Annotated in this window: 12 protein-coding genes; 9 read left to right on the top strand and 3 right to left on the bottom strand. The window is 63.1% G+C overall.

Annotated elements, in window-relative coordinates; translation table 11 throughout:
• Positions 1-32: 32 nt before the first annotated feature.
• Both CHB96_RS16430 and CHB96_RS16425 read right to left on the bottom strand, forming a co-directional pair.
• Positions 33-809: an IclR family transcriptional regulator gene (locus tag CHB96_RS16430; protein WP_089248078.1), complete on the bottom strand. Its 777-nt coding sequence runs from the start codon at positions 807-809 to the stop codon at positions 33-35.
• Between the two features lie 38 nt (positions 810-847).
• Positions 848-1,708, bottom strand: a complete 861-nt coding sequence (locus CHB96_RS16425; RefSeq protein WP_089248076.1) for an enoyl-CoA hydratase-related protein — start codon at positions 1,706-1,708, stop codon at positions 848-850.
• Between the two features lie 191 nt (positions 1,709-1,899).
• Here CHB96_RS16425 and CHB96_RS16420 point away from each other — a divergent pair, with 191 nt between their 5' ends.
• The 8 genes from CHB96_RS16420 to CHB96_RS16385 all read left to right on the top strand — a co-directional run bounded on the left by CHB96_RS16420 (position 1,900) and on the right by CHB96_RS16385 (position 11,033).
• Entirely contained in the window at positions 1,900-3,957 is a 2,058-nt protein-coding gene (locus tag CHB96_RS16420; RefSeq protein ID WP_089248074.1) for a hydantoinase/oxoprolinase family protein, read from the top strand.
• Positions 3,954-5,687 (top strand): hydantoinase B/oxoprolinase family protein, encoded by a 1,734-nt coding sequence (locus tag CHB96_RS16415; RefSeq protein WP_089248072.1) that lies wholly within the window; start codon positions 3,954-3,956, stop codon positions 5,685-5,687. The genes CHB96_RS16420 and CHB96_RS16415 overlap by 4 nt, the downstream gene beginning before the upstream one ends.
• Positions 5,684-6,433 (top strand): 3-oxoacyl-ACP reductase FabG, encoded by a 750-nt coding sequence (fabG, locus tag CHB96_RS16410; RefSeq protein WP_089248070.1) that lies wholly within the window; start codon positions 5,684-5,686, stop codon positions 6,431-6,433. The genes CHB96_RS16415 and fabG overlap by 4 nt, the downstream gene beginning before the upstream one ends.
• Positions 6,430-7,614, top strand: a complete 1,185-nt coding sequence (locus CHB96_RS16405) for an acyl-CoA dehydrogenase family protein (RefSeq protein WP_089248068.1) — start codon at positions 6,430-6,432, stop codon at positions 7,612-7,614. The genes fabG and CHB96_RS16405 overlap by 4 nt, the downstream gene beginning before the upstream one ends.
• 31 nt (positions 7,615-7,645) lie before the next feature.
• A complete protein-coding gene (locus CHB96_RS16400; RefSeq protein WP_089248335.1) occupies positions 7,646-8,959 on the top strand; it encodes an aminotransferase class III-fold pyridoxal phosphate-dependent enzyme in 1,314 nt (437 codons plus the stop codon).
• Complete coding sequence (locus CHB96_RS16395; RefSeq protein ID WP_089248066.1) at positions 8,956-9,363, top strand: Rid family hydrolase; 408 nt, start codon at positions 8,956-8,958, stop codon at positions 9,361-9,363. The genes CHB96_RS16400 and CHB96_RS16395 overlap by 4 nt, the downstream gene beginning before the upstream one ends.
• 140 nt (positions 9,364-9,503) lie before the next feature.
• A complete protein-coding gene (locus CHB96_RS16390; RefSeq protein ID WP_089248064.1) occupies positions 9,504-9,884 on the top strand; it encodes a hypothetical protein in 381 nt (126 codons plus the stop codon).
• A 180-nt stretch (positions 9,885-10,064) separates the two neighbouring features.
• Positions 10,065-11,033 (top strand): sugar phosphate isomerase/epimerase family protein, encoded by a 969-nt coding sequence (locus tag CHB96_RS16385; RefSeq protein ID WP_089248062.1) that lies wholly within the window; start codon positions 10,065-10,067, stop codon positions 11,031-11,033.
• 18 nt (positions 11,034-11,051) lie between these two features.
• Here the strand turns inward: CHB96_RS16385 and CHB96_RS16380 are convergent, their stop codons facing one another.
• A complete protein-coding gene (locus CHB96_RS16380) occupies positions 11,052-11,780 on the bottom strand; it encodes a potassium channel family protein (protein WP_089248060.1) in 729 nt (242 codons plus the stop codon).
• A 172-nt stretch (positions 11,781-11,952) separates the two neighbouring features.
• Between CHB96_RS16380 and CHB96_RS16375 the strand changes: the two genes are divergently transcribed.
• A complete protein-coding gene (locus CHB96_RS16375; protein ID WP_089248059.1) occupies positions 11,953-13,941 on the top strand; it encodes a TerD family protein in 1,989 nt (662 codons plus the stop codon).
• Positions 13,942-14,122 lie beyond the last annotated feature (181 nt).

Here is a 14,122-nt window from a genome sequence, read left to right as displayed (position 1 = left end):
GGCTGCGCCCCTTCCTGTCGTCGTGTCCGTGACTAGAACGGTGATGCACTCAGCGGCAGACGAACCCCGATGGCCGACGCCGTCTCCCGCAGCTCGGGAAGCCATCCGAGCATGCGGTCCTGCGTGACCCGGAATGCGGGCGCCGAGATGCACACCGCGGCGCGGGTTTCGCCACGCCCGTTGCGAACCGGAACGGCCATGGCTCGGACGCCCGGATCGAATTCCTCGTTCGACGTGGCGAAGTCATCGGCACGCACGCGACCGAGTTCGGCGAGCAGTGCGGCGCGGTCGGTGACGGTGTTGGCCGTCCACGCGTCGAGCGAGACATCGTCGAGTGTGGCAGTGAGTCGGTCGTCGTCGAGTTGGCCGAGAAGTACCTTGCCGGTCGACGTCGCGTGCAACGGCTCGCTCTCGCCGACCGAACCGCGGATACCGATGGCCTGATCGGTCCCGACCTTCTCCACGAACAGTGCTCGGTTGTTGCTCAGCACGGCGAGCTGAACCGTCTCACCGGTGAGACGGCTCAGCTCGCTCATGATTGGTCGTGCCGTTTCGGCGAGCGAGAGGACTCCGGAGACCTTGGTCGCCAGCTCGAACACTCGAACGCCCAGACGGTAGGTCTTGTTCGACGGGTCGAAGCTGACGAAACCGTGCTCGACCTCGGTGTGCAGCAGGCGATGCACCGTACTGACCGCCAACTTCGTCTCACGGGAGATATCGGTCGCGGTCGCTCCTCGGGGATGGTCGCCGAGGGTTTGCAACAGTACGAGCCCCTTCGACAGCATTCCCTGGGATTCGGCGGGTGGCATGGTCCTCCTTCGTCTTCGCTGAGTTGGATTCTTGTTTCTCAGAACACCGATTTGCCGGTGAAATCCGGTGCGCGCTTACCCATGAACGCTTCAGCTCCTTCGGCCGCCTCGTCGGTGCCGTAGTAGAGCAGGCAGCTGTCGTTGGCGAGCTGTGCGATGCCGTGCAGGCCGTCCTCTTCGGCATTGACACTGCTCTTGAGCAGCCGCAGAGCGGCAGGTGACATAGCGACGAGCTCACGCGCCCAGTTGATTCCTTCGTCGAGCAGTTCCGCGACCGGAACGACGGCGTTCACCAGGCCCCAGTCGAGGGCTTTCTCGGCACCGTATTGACGGCACAGGAACCAGATTTCCTTGGCGCGCTTGTGGCCCACTTGCTTGGCCAGAAGGTTGATTCCGTATCCGCCGTCGAAACTGCCGACCCGCGGTCCGACTTGACCGAACACTGCGTTGTCCGCCGCGATGGAGAGATCGCACACCTGGTGCAGCACCTGGCCACCGCCGACCGCATAGCCGGCGACGAGTGCGATGACCGGCTTCTCGATTCGCCTGATGGCGACCTGAACGTCGAGCACATTGGCCGGAGCCACCGCGCCCGGAGTCGGTGTCTCGCCGTCACCGGTGCGCTCGGACAGGTCCGCTCCCGAGCAGAACGCCTTCTCTCCTGCGCCCCTGAGGAGTACGACGCGCACTGCCGAATCATGCCGGGCAGTTGCCAACGCGTGCACGAGTTCTGCGCTCGTACGCGGTCGGAATGCGTTACGCCGATGTGGCCGTTCGATGGTGACCAGGGCGATGCCTTCGTCCGACGTGCGATACGAGATGTCGGCGTACTCGCCACTGGAGATCCAGGTGGCGATCGCGGCGTCCTGGGTGTTCGGGATGGTTCTGGCGTCGGGCATTACTACTCCTCGTGCGTTCGCTCAATGGGAAACTTTTCCGTACTACAGCAATTGAGGCAACTTCCAGTCCCACTTCCGTTTGACGGCTTGGTGAGCCCGTGCCTACGATGATTCTACACAGTAGATACACATTCCATCAGATGAAAAAAGCTCAGTTCTTGCACTGATGGATCACTTACGAAGGGCACGACGTGAAACGCATCGGTATCGACGCGGGTGGAACGTTCACCGACGCAGTCCTGTGGGACGAAGAGACCGGTTTGGTCAGCAGCACGAAAGTGTCCTCTCGCCGCGGCGACCCTGCAGGCGCCGTACTGGCCGCGGCGCAACGCGTCGTCGAACTGGCACCCGAAGACGAGCGGGCCGACATTCGGGACCTCGTGCACGGCACAACCATCGGCACGAACCTGAGCCTCGAGCGCAACGGTCCCCGGATCGCGTTGATGACAACGCATGGATTTCGCGACATCCTCGAGATCGGACGCCTCACCCGCCCGGCGCACAGTCTCTACGATCTGCTCGACACCGGCGCGGCGCCGCTCGTCGCACGTCGTGACCGCTTCGAGGTCATCGAGCGTCTCGACGGAGACGGTACGGTGGTCACCGCACTCGACGAGGAGTCGGTACGTGCCGCTGTCAGGGCGATCGTCGGCCGCGGAATCACAAGTGTCGCAGTCTGTTTCCTGTATTCCTATCTCGACGACACGCACGAGCGGCGTACTGCCGAGATCATCGCCGACGAGGCGCCCGGCCTGGCGATATCCCTGTCGTGCGACGTCATGCCGCAGGTCCGCGAGTACGAGCGAACCTCGACGACCGTGCTCAACGCCTATCTCAAGCCCGTCTGCGCGCCCTACCTCGCCGAGCTCGAAGACAGCGTCGAGACCTGGAAGCCGGACGTCCGCACTTGGATCATGCAGTCCAACGGCGGCGTCACTTCCACCGACCGCGCCGCCGAGACTCCGGTGAACCTCCTGCTCTCGGGACCGAGTGGCGGCGTCGTTGCAGCACGGTCCATTTCACGGCAGACCGGGCTGCGCAACACCATCACCGTCGACATGGGCGGCACGAGCTTCGACGTATGTCTGGTCTCCGATCACGAGATCCCGCTGACGACGACGAGCACATCGATGGATCTGCCGGTCCAGGTTCCGACCGTCGACATCGAGACCATCGGCACCGGCGGGGGCAGCATTGCGCACGTCGATCCGGGTGGACAGTTCCTCGTCGGCCCCGCGAGTGCAGGCGCAATGCCCGGCCCAGCGGCGTACGGACGCGGCGGCACCGAGCCGACCGTCACCGATGCCAACGTAGTCCTCGGGATCCTCGCCGACGGCACGGTCCTCGGCGACGACGTCGTGATCGACCGTGCGGCCGCGCTGGCCGCATGCGAGGCTCTCGGCCTGAAACTCGGCCTGTCGGCCGTCGAAACCGCATTGGGTATTCGCCGCATCAGCACTGCCGCGATGGCGGGCGCCGTACGCGCGATGAGCGTCGGCAAAGGTCACGATCCGCGCACATTCGCGATGAACGCCTTCGGTGGGGCAGGCCCGATGCATGCGGCCGACATCGCACTGGAACTGTCGATCCCGACCCTCGTCGTACCGCCGGTTGCAGGGGTGCTGTCGGCGGTCGGCCTCGTCGTTTCCGATGTCGTACACAATCACGCGTCGAGCTTCATGGACCGCCTGAGCGTCGACGTGGAGGATTGTCTCGCGAGGGTGTTCGGGGCGATGACCTCGCGTGCGAGCGCCGAACTCACCGACGACGGCGTCGCGAACGACGGCCGATCACTCGTTCTCGCGCTCGATCTGCACTACGCCGGACAGAATTCCTCGATCACAGTTCCGGTGGGCGATATCTCCGCGCGCGGCTGGACTGTGGCTGCCGCGGAACGATTCCACGCGATGCACGAGAAAGCCAACGGCTTCCGCGTCGACACCGAGCCGATCGACATCGTCGTCGCACGTGTCTCTGCCGTCGGTCTGTTGACCGATACATCGCTTCCGCCGGTCGACGTCTCGGTGCCCACCACACCAGTGCCGTCGGGATCCAGAGATCTGATGGTGTCCGATTCGCTGACCGTTGCCGTGCCGCGGTACATCCGCGAGAACCTGCGTCCCGGAGATGCCTTCACCGGCGCGGCGATCGTCGATTCCGCGAACACCACAGTCGTGATACCCGACGGTTCGGTCTCACGTATCGACGGCTACGGCAACCTCTTGATCGATCTGAAGGGACAGGCATGAGTACGACCACCGAGACAACGCGTCTCGACCCGATCACGTTGTCGGTTCTGGACGCCGGACTCCGCACCGCCGTCGCCGAGATGAAGGCCGTGGTACTGCGTACCGCATACTCCAATCTGTGGCGTGAGGCAGGCGATCTGTCCTGCGGCCTTCTCGATCCGCACGGCAACATCGTTGCCCAGGGCATCGGCGACATTCCCATTCACCTCGCCAGCATGCCGATGTCGCTGCGCGGCATGCTGGCGAGGATTCCAGCCGAGACGATCCGGCCGGGAGACGTTCTTCTGCAGAACGATCCGTACCAGGGCAACAATCACATGCCTGACTTCTTCATGGCGAAGCCGGTCTTCTCCGAGGATCGACTCATCGGATTCGCGGCTGTACGAGGACATTACGTCGACATCGGTGGGCCGACGCCCGGTAGCTACTACACCCTCGCCAAGGACGTCTATGGTGAGGGACTGCGCATTCCGCCGGTCAAGCTCTACCGCGAGGGCGTCGCCAACACCGAGATCCTCGACATCATCACCGCGAACGTCCGCAACTCGGCCGAGCGGCTCGGCGACATGCGGTCGCAGTACGCCGGATGCCTTGCCGCCGAACGTCGCTTGCTGGACTACTGCGAGCGTTACGGAACTGCGGCTGTGGAACAGGCCATGGCTCAAGTGCTCGACGTCAGTGAACTGCGAGCGCGCGCAGCGTTCACCGAGATCCCGGACGGCACCTATGTGTTCGAGGACGTCTGCGACGGAGACAGTTTCGATCCCGACCCGATCACGATCAAGGGAACTCTCGTCATCTCCGGGGGCGACGTCACCATCGACTTCACCGGGTCCTCGCCCCAATCTCGCGGTGGTATGAACAGTCCGCTCGGCGTCACGCACTCGGCGACACTGTTCGCGCTGAAGGCGATCGCCGAGCCGGCCAGCGCATCCAACTCGGGATCGTATCGACCCGTCACGATCGTTGCGCCGACCGGAACGATCGTCAATCCGCACGAGCCGGCTCCGGTGGTCTCGGGTAACCACGAAACATCGTCACGGATCGCCGACGTCGTACTCGGGTGTCTGGCGCAGGCGGTGCCCGATCGGGTGCCCGCAGCGGGAACCGGCAGTGCCACTGTGCTCCTCGTCGGCCGCGAGGATGCCGTCGACGACACGATCATGTACGAGGTGCACGGCGCGGGGCAGGGAGCGAATGTCGGTGCCGACGGCTCTCACGCGCGTCGCACCAGCATAGGCAACACCGGTAACACCCCCAACGAACTGCTGGAGGCCGCCCACCCGATTCGCGTTCTCGGGTACGGCCTCACCACTGACGGCGGCGGCGCTGGCACACACCGCGGCGGAAACGGCATCACACGGTTGCTCGAATTCACCGAGGACGTCACCGTCACGATCGTCTCCGACAGAGATGTCAGCGCCCCATACGGCTTGCTCGGCGGATTGCCGGGTGGCAATGCGAAGTTCGTGTTGACCGATCAGGGCGGACGCGTCACCGACCTCTCCAGCAAGACGCCTCCGACAGTGGTTCGGGCCGGGTCGCGGATGCTCGTACGGTGCGCGGGTGCAGGCGGATACGGTGCTCCCTCCGAGCGGGCGCTGGCCGACATCCAGAGCGATATCGACGACGGGTACATCACAGTGTCGGCTGCCGAGCGCGATTACGGCGTTCTCGCGCAACGAGATCCCGCGCGCGTCGACGGTGCTGACGTGGTGGTACGGCGATGAGGTTCGACGACCGGGTGGTCGTTGTGACCGGCGGCGCGGGCGGAATCGGACGGGTCACAGCCGAGAAGTTCAGCAGCGAGGGCGCAACCGTCGCGATTCTGGATCTCGACGGCGAGATGGCAGCGCGCACCGCCGACGCGTTGAGCGGTCCTGCCGTCGGCATCGCAACCGATGTAGCAGATTCGGAATCCGTTCAGACTGCAGTGGATTCGGTTGCGAAGAGCTACGGGCGGGTCGATGTCCTTGTCAACAATGCCGGCGTCACCCGCGACAACCTACTGTTCAAGATGACCGAGAACGATTGGGACCTCGTGATGTCAGTCCACCTCAAGGGCGCATTTCTCGTCACCCGCGCTGTGCAGAAGTACATGGTGGACGCCGGATACGGTCGCGTCGTCAACCTGTCGAGCATTGCCGCACAGGGTAATCGCGGTCAGGTCAACTACTCCGCCGCGAAAGCCGGTATGCAGGGATTCACGAAGACTCTCGCCATCGAGTTGGGTCGGTTCGGAATCACCGCCAATTCCGTCGGCCCTGGTTTCATCGTCACCGAGATGACAGACGCGACCGCACGGCGTGTCGGCGCCACCCCAGAGCAGTATCGTGCCGATGCGGCGAAGGCGACGCCGGTACGACGCGTCGGCGAACCGAGCGACGTGGCGTCGGTCATCGCGTTCCTTGCGAGTGAAGAAGCCGGTTTCGTCACAGGCCAGAACCTCTACGTCGACGGAGGAATGGGACTGTGAGTACGTCGGACACGAGCAGACTGTACGAGATAAGCGATCTGTACGACTACGAATCACTGCTGACCACACCGGAAACGAACGCGCTGAGCCGACTTCGCGGGTTCCTCGCTGCCGAAGTGGCTCCCATCGTCGACGAGTACTGGGAGCGAGGCGAATTCCCCGAGCATCTCGTCGAGGGGTTCGTGGGACTCGGCATGCTGGCGCCGAAGGAACTCGGCGACGACATTCCGCGACCCTTGTTCGAGGGGTTCCGCACCCTCGAGATAGCGCGCGTCGACGCCTCCATCTCGACGTATTTCAGCGGGCAGGCAACGATGATCACAAGCGCTGTGCTGCACGGAGGTTCACCGGAGCAGGTAGCCAAGTGGATGCCGCGCATCAGGAACTACGACATGCGCGGCGTGTTTGCCATCACCGAACCGGACCACGGCAGCGATGTCGCGCGGGGACTCGAGACCACCGCGACGCGCCACGGCGATACCTGGATTCTCGACGGCGAGAAGAAATGGATAGGCAGCGCGGCGTACGCGACGCATGTCTGCGTCGTCGCAAGGGAAGCAACGGGGGAGACCCGCGCATTTCTCGTTCCCACCGACTCCGACGGCGTGCAGCTGGAGAAGATTCGGGGCAAGGCGTCGCTGCGCATCGTGAACAACGCGCACATCACGCTGTCCGGTGTTCGTGTGTCCGAATCGCTACGGCTGCACGGCGTCGAGCGGTTCTCCGACATCGGCGCCATGCTGCGGCACATGCGCGCGAGCGTGATCTGGCAGGCAGCAGGTGTCCAGGTCGGTGCCTACGAAGCGGCGCTGCGGTATGCGGGCACGCGTCGCCAGTTCGACCGTCCCATCGCATCTTTTCAGTTGGTTCAGGAGAAGATCGCCCACATGCTGGGCAACATCACCGCCTCGATCGGTATGGCCGCGCGGTTGGCACAGCTGCAGGAAACCGGTGTCTACCGTGATGAGGATTCGGCGATGGCCAAGTACTGGGTCAGCGCTCGCATGCGTGAGACCGTCGCGCTCGGTCGTGAAATCTGTGGCGGCAACGGCCTTCTGCTCGAACACGGCGTCATGCGTTTCTTCGCCGACGCCGAGGCCATCTACACCTACGAGGGAACCAACGAGATCTCTGCTCTGGTTGCGGCGCGCGCAGCCACCGGAATCAGCGCATTCGTCTGACCTCGACCACCCGCTCGACAAGGAGTTTCTCGTGAACAACAGCAAGCTGGTCCGCGCAGGACGTAACACCGTGGGCCCTCGCCCGGCCGCCCTCGTCGGTGGCGAAGGTGCATACCTCGACTACTCCGACGGAACAAGGATTCTCGACGCCTCCAACACCGGCGGCCCACTAGGACACGCCCACCCCGCAATGGTCGAGGCGGTAGTCGAATCGGCCCGCTTTCCCGTCGCAACAGAAGGCCAGATGTGGGCCGAACGTGACGCGGCAGCTGACGAATTGGTGGATATCGCGTTCGCCGGGGAAGACGATTGGGTAGGCGGTGTTCGCTTCGGTCTCAGTGGAAGCGAGGTGAACGACATCGCATTGTCGTTGGCGCAGGCACTGACCGGCCGCGACGGACTCGTCGCTCGCGAGCGCGCCTACCACGGGCTGGTCGGGTTGTCTCGAGACGTGACAGTGCAACCTCAGTGGCACGGTGGCCTGTCACTGCTCTCGGGCGGTGTCAGTGTGCCGTCACGCAGCGCGGACGTCCGCACGATCGCAGGCCCCGACGGTGCGATCTGGACCAACGGCGACTCGCGCTCACCGAACGAGCTGAGCGACCGCGATCTCACCGACGCACTGACCGGCGCTGCCGCCGTCATCGTCGATTACACACAGGGCGGCCGCTATTACGAAGCGGACTACCAGGAACACGTTGCCGCGGCGGCGCGTGCGGCAGGTGCGATCTGGATTGCCGATGAGGTCGTGACAGGCCTCGGTCGATCAGGTAGCTGGTTCGCATTCCAGGGGGCTCCGAGCCGGCCGGACATGGTCACCATGGGCAAACCTCTCGCTGGTGGCGCGGCGCCCGCAGGTGCCGTGGTGCTGTCGAAGGCGATGCTCGAACTCCTTCGAGATGTCAAGTGGCAGAACTACAGCACCTTCCGTGCACATCCGGCGATGATTCACGCGGCTCGTGCCCACCTACGCGTGGTGCAGTCCGAGGGCCTCGTCGAACGCGCCGAGGTCGCGGGTGTTCGATTCGCCGAAGGATTGCTGGCCATCGCGGACCGGCACCCATCCGTGGAGCGCATCGCAGGTAAGGGCATGCACTGGACGATCGAGCTACGAGGCGTGGACTGGAAGGACTGGCTCTCCGATACGTCGGAAGTACAGATCGCGGACTCCGTTGCAGCCGTTGCTCGTTCGAAAGGCGTACACGTCGGGACGAGCGACGAAGCGACTTCGCTGTTCGTCGCGCCGCCATTGATCGTCACCGACGCTGAGATCGATCGGATTCTCGACGCCGTCGACGAGGGTCTCTTCGCTGCCGATACTGCTCTGGCGCAGGCGGTTCGATGAGCACCCGTCGTGAGGTCATTGCGCCCGCATACATGTCCTCGCTGGTCGAGACGTCCAACTACGCGCCCGCGGTTCGAGCAGGGGACTACGTGTACGTTTCCGGCCAGGTCGGTAGAGATCGGAATCTTGTTGCTGTGACGTCGAGTTTGACGGACCACATCGCAGCAGCATTCGCGAATCTCGTTGCGGTATTGGATTCTGCGGGTTGCTCACCCGACGACGTCGTGGAGCTCGTCAGTTATCACACGGATCCGGCGGGGCAAATGGCTACATTCCAGGAACAGAAGCGCAAGCATTTCTCGAATAGCGCTACGTTGCCTGCATGGACTGCCGTCGGAGTGTCGGCATTGAATCACCCTGACTTTCTCGTCGAGATCAAAGCCGTGGCGTTTGCACCTCGGTGATGAGAGTTGTGAGTGCAGACCCATGCGATGATCGGTCCTGGGTTGCAGGAAAGACAGGCGACCGGCACGACGCATCTTGATGGACTATCGGAGGTTTCGCGGTGAAAGCGGTTCGAATATCAGTGGTCTGCGCGCTGGTGATGGTGGGTTCGGCACTGACGTCGGCAGGTATTTCGACAGCATCGGTGACTGTCCCGTTCCAGATCGATCCGGCGCCATTCGGGAACCCCAACGGTAGTTTCGATGCGCCCGCAGTTCGATGCGTGGCCGTTATCGGCGAAAGCTCCGGTGCGGTGACCATTACGGGCGGGAAAGAGGACAGGTGGGGTTGCTTGCTTTCCTCCGACGTGCGCTGGCTGAATTTGTCGACGGGTGAGGCTGGGTTCGCTCGGACGTCCGACGGATTGCACGGATTGCCCTCCGAGGCGAACCTCGCGACGGGGTCGGGGCAGGTCGTCGTCACGGTCACGTCCCCCGTCGGCGTTATTACCCCGGGCGTCGCGACCTTCCAAGTGCCATGACTCGGTCCGAGATTCGCGGCGTATCCGACCGGTGAGGTTTCATGCACGTTCTGTCGGCAAATCGGATGTGTCACAAGATGGTGTAGGCCTTGCGGAGGGTGCTACTGCAATTGTCTTGACAAAGTGTTACTAGAACGTACTAGTATCGCCTGAACCCACACTCTCAGGAAGTTGCGCAGCATGAAGATCGGTCTCATCACGGACTCCTTGAGTCATCTTCCTCTCGACGACGCACTCGACGTTGCCGCACGTCATGGGCTCGATTCTGTCGAGATCGCCACTGGTAATTGGTCCGCGAGCCCCCATGCGAACCTGTCCGATCTGGTGACAAGCGCGAAGTCCCGCAACGAATTGCTGGAGAAAGTGGAGTCGAGGGGACTGTCGATCAGCGCGCTGAATGCAAACGGCAATCAGCTCCACCCTGTGACCGGTGCGCAGCATGACGACGTGGTCAGACAGACGATCTCGGTCGCCTCCGAGTTGGGTGTGCCCACAGTGGTGCTGATGTCCGGTCTCCCGGGCGGAGGGCCGTCGGATACCTCGTCGAACTGGGTCACCACGTCGTGGCCACCGGAGAACCTGCACGTGTTGGACTACCAGTGGAACGAGGTTGCTCTTCCGTATTGGACTTCCCTGGCGACCTACGCGCGAGATCTCGGTGTTCGCCTCGCTGTCGAAGCCTGTGGATCCCAACTCGTGCACAATGTTTCGACACTGGAGAGGCTCGCCGACGCGACCGATCCCACGGTCGTCGGTGCGAACCTCGATCCGTCACATCTCATGTGGATGGGCGCCGACATCCCATCGGTGATCCACGGTTTGGCGGACAGAATCTTTCACGTGCACGCGAAAGATGTACGGATCAACGGTCGTATCGCAGGCAAGGACGGTCTACTCGACACGGTTTCGATCACGCGCCCGCACGAGCGTGCCTGGAACTACGTCACACTCGGCCTCGGGCATCCCGCCGGGGCAACGTTCTGGGCAGACTTCGTGTACAACCTGAGGGCAGTCGGATACGACGGAACCCTGAACATCGAGCACGAAGACGCGTTGGTCAATTCAGTCGAGGGTGTCGGCAAGGCGGCGACACTCTTGCGGCAGGTGGCACTCGTCGACGCCCCGGACTGGCAGCCGGCCGACGTCTAGAGCAACAACCATCTGCTCTCACTGACTTGGCGCGGGTGCTGTTGCGCGCGAAGCGAGTTCCGCACGCAACGCGCTGATCTGTTCGGTCAGTTCGGCGACCTGTCGTTGCGTCACCGCCTGATTGGCATCATCTTGCTCGGCAACTTTGTGGACCAACCACGACGCGAGTGTTGCAGTGACGACGCCGAGCAGCGCTATGCCAGCGACCATCAGGGCCACTGCGATGAATCTGCCTGTTGCTGTGGTGGGTGTGTAGTCGCCGTAGCCGACGGTGGTCACGGTCGCGACGGCCCACCATAGAGCGTCGGGAAAGGTCTGGATGTTCGCGCCCGGTGCATGTCGTTCGGCGTCCAACATCGCAAGTGCTGCCACGAAGACCAAAAACAGGGTGCCGATGACGGCATAGGTGACGACCCGACCGCGCAGAGCACCACCGACGGAACGCTGCAGGAGACTCACCAAGGTGAGTAGACGTAGCAACCGCAGCGGACGAAGGACCGGGAGGGCGACGATCGCGAGTTCGTGCAGGTGGAAGAGGAACCACCGGGTTCGTTGCTGCGCGAGGGTCAGTCGCGCGACGTAGTCGATTGCGAACAGGGTCCAGATCGCCAACACGACGTGCTCTGCAACCTGTGCACCGACTCCGACCGGTTCGGTAAGGACAGTCCAGGTGTAGATCGCAAGAAACATCAACGCGGCACCGGCGAGCGGCCATTCGGTGGATCGCTCCCACCTCTCGTACGTCATGGAAAGGCACTGTACTGGCGCAACCTGTTGCGGCCGGTCGCATTACGTCGCGCAACCGAGCGTCGTCGCAATTGTCATTCGATCATATGAACTTGTTTTGCCATGGACACGATGCGGCATTCTCGCCTTTAGTCTGACCTGTTCAAGGGAGACCGACGAGGAGCGTGCATTCGTGAGTTCACCGATTCTGACCAAAGGCCAGAACATTCCGTTGCCGGCCGAGACGACTGAATTGGATGTGATCGTCTCGTGGGTCGATCCGGAGCGCGACCTCGATGCGTCGGCGTTGCTGGTCGATTCGACCGGGCGGGTTCGCTCGGACTCCGACTTCGTGTTCTACAACCAACCCGAATCTTCTGAGGCATCGGTGCGGTACCTGGGCAGCAGCAGTACCGACGAAGGCAAGCAGGAGCGGATCTCGGTTCACCTCGGGTCGGTACCTGCCGATGTCGTCAAGATCGTCGTCGCCGGTAGCGCCGGTGAAAGTTCGCTGGGGGAGTTCGGCAAGCTGGCATTCCAGGTGCGTGATCAATCCGGGTCGGTGCTCGGCGAATTCGCGACCGCAGACGCCTCGTCCGAACGCGCTTTGGTGTTCGGGGAGATCTACCGGCGAGACGGGTCCTGGAAGCTTCGCGCAGTCGGGCAAGGTTGGGAAGCCGGACTCGCCGGGCTTGCGAAGGACTTCGGGGTCGACGTCGATGACACCGAGGCGAACGAATCGGACGACGACGTCGTCGTGGTCCAAGTGCCCGACGCCCACGCGCGTGCTGTGACCACCGCCGGTGAGCCAGTCGATGTAGCGATCGTCGACGTCGATCGGCCGAAACGTGGTGTGCGAACCAAGAAGCCGGTGGCGAGGAAGGCCGTAGCGCCGCAATTCACTCTCGCCGGCGGCGACGGGTGGAACACTGCTCGGTTGTTTTCCGTCTACGGAGTGGGATCGGGGGAGGAGCAGGAGAAGCGCGCGACGTCGGCGCTGATGGCGACGATGCAGGCTGTTCGTCCGTTCGCTCGTGCGATCTGTTCTCGCGCCGGCGCTCCCGCGGGGCCGTTCGAGGGCTACCTGGAAGTTCCGTTCACCAAAGGCGACGGCAAGGTCATTCCCGACGGGGTAATCCGGGTCTCGCGTGCAGGGCACATCTGGACTGCACTGCTGGAAGTCAAGACCGGAACGGGAAAGCTTCAGAGGGAGCAATTGGAGAACTACCTCGACGTCGCGAGACGACACAAGTACGAGGCCGTTCTCAGTCTGTCCAACGACATTCCGGCGTCGGTGGGGGAGTTGCCGATCCAGGTCAACAAGAACTTGTTGAAGAAGGTTGGACTGCGGCACATCTCGTGGTCGGAGGTGATCCACGAGGCCCGTATGGTGCTGTCGCACGGCGAACTCGCCGATCCTCTACAGGTATGGATACTGAGCGAGTTCGTCCGGTACCTGACCCATCCGAAGTCCGGTGCGGCCGAGTTCGTCGACATGGGCAGGCATTGGGTAGCGGTGCGCGATTCGGTCACTGCAGGCACGTTGCGCAGCCGCGACGTCAAAGCAGTAGCGGTCGCCAACACCTGGGCGTCGTTGTCGCGGCATCTGGCGCTGAGGATGACCGCCGAACTCGGTGTCCCGGTCAAACACCATCTCCCTAGAAAACTGGCCAGCGATCCGCAGGCACGCAACGAGTATCTTGTGGACCAACTTGCCTCGGCCGGGTGCTTGTCGGCCACCTTGCGGATCCCCGATGCAGCAGGTGATCTGACTGTCGACGCGGATCTGCGCACCAACAAGATTCAGTGCACCACGAGTATCGGCGCTCCGGAGGAGGGTACTGCGCTGCGTCGGACGAATTGGCTACTGAGGCAGCTGAAGAATGCCCCCGCGGACATTCTCGTCGAGGCTGTGTTCAGTGACGTCGGTGAAGTGTCGTGCGAGAACCTGGCGACGGTGCGAGCCGATGCCAAGTCGTTGACCGGCGGGCGAGTCAGTACTTTGCAGCGATTCACGCTGACATCGTCGACGAGGATGGGCAGCAAACGATCGGGTTCGGCGGCTGGTTTCATCGCCAGCGTCACCGACGGACTCGATGGCTTCTACCGAGATGTCCTGCAACCTTTGAAGCCATGGGTTCCGTCGGCGCCGGAGGCCGTTTCCGAGGAAGACCAGACCTGACGGATGGGCAACTACGGCTCGACGACGAAACTCTCGCCTTCGCAGAGGTGTCGCTGTCTGTTGGACGAGTGGCAGGACCCCGACAGTCCCGCAGTCATCCCTTCCAGGGCAGAGCTGTGGGCCCTGGCCTTCGCCGAGCCTCTCAGCCGACTTGGAAGAACGGCTAGTGGTCGCCCCCTCG

The organism is Rhodococcoides kyotonense (assembly GCF_900188125.1).
Lineage (GTDB): Bacteria > Actinomycetota > Actinomycetes > Mycobacteriales > Mycobacteriaceae > Rhodococcoides > Rhodococcoides kyotonense.
The sequence above is the reverse complement of the archived record's forward strand: the minus strand, read 5'-3'. Positions and strand labels throughout refer to the sequence as shown.

Excerpts from the sequence above, each read along its gene's own strand:
- CHB96_RS16430 (WP_089248078.1), bottom strand. The coding sequence starts at position 809 with ATGCCACCCGCCGAATCCCAGGGAATGCTGTCGAAGGGGCTCGTACTG.
- CHB96_RS16425 (WP_089248076.1), bottom strand. The coding sequence starts at position 1,708 with ATGCCCGACGCCAGAACCATCCCGAACACCCAGGACGCCGCGATCGCC.
- CHB96_RS16415 (WP_089248072.1), top strand. The coding sequence starts at position 3,954 with ATGAGTACGACCACCGAGACAACGCGTCTCGACCCGATCACGTTGTCG.
- fabG (WP_089248070.1), top strand. The coding sequence starts at position 5,684 with ATGAGGTTCGACGACCGGGTGGTCGTTGTGACCGGCGGCGCGGGCGGA.
- CHB96_RS16395 (WP_089248066.1), top strand. The coding sequence starts at position 8,956 with ATGAGCACCCGTCGTGAGGTCATTGCGCCCGCATACATGTCCTCGCTG.
- CHB96_RS16390 (WP_089248064.1), top strand. The coding sequence starts at position 9,504 with ATGGTGGGTTCGGCACTGACGTCGGCAGGTATTTCGACAGCATCGGTG.
- CHB96_RS16385 (WP_089248062.1), top strand. The coding sequence starts at position 10,065 with ATGAAGATCGGTCTCATCACGGACTCCTTGAGTCATCTTCCTCTCGAC.
- CHB96_RS16380 (WP_089248060.1), bottom strand. The coding sequence starts at position 11,780 with ATGACGTACGAGAGGTGGGAGCGATCCACCGAATGGCCGCTCGCCGGT.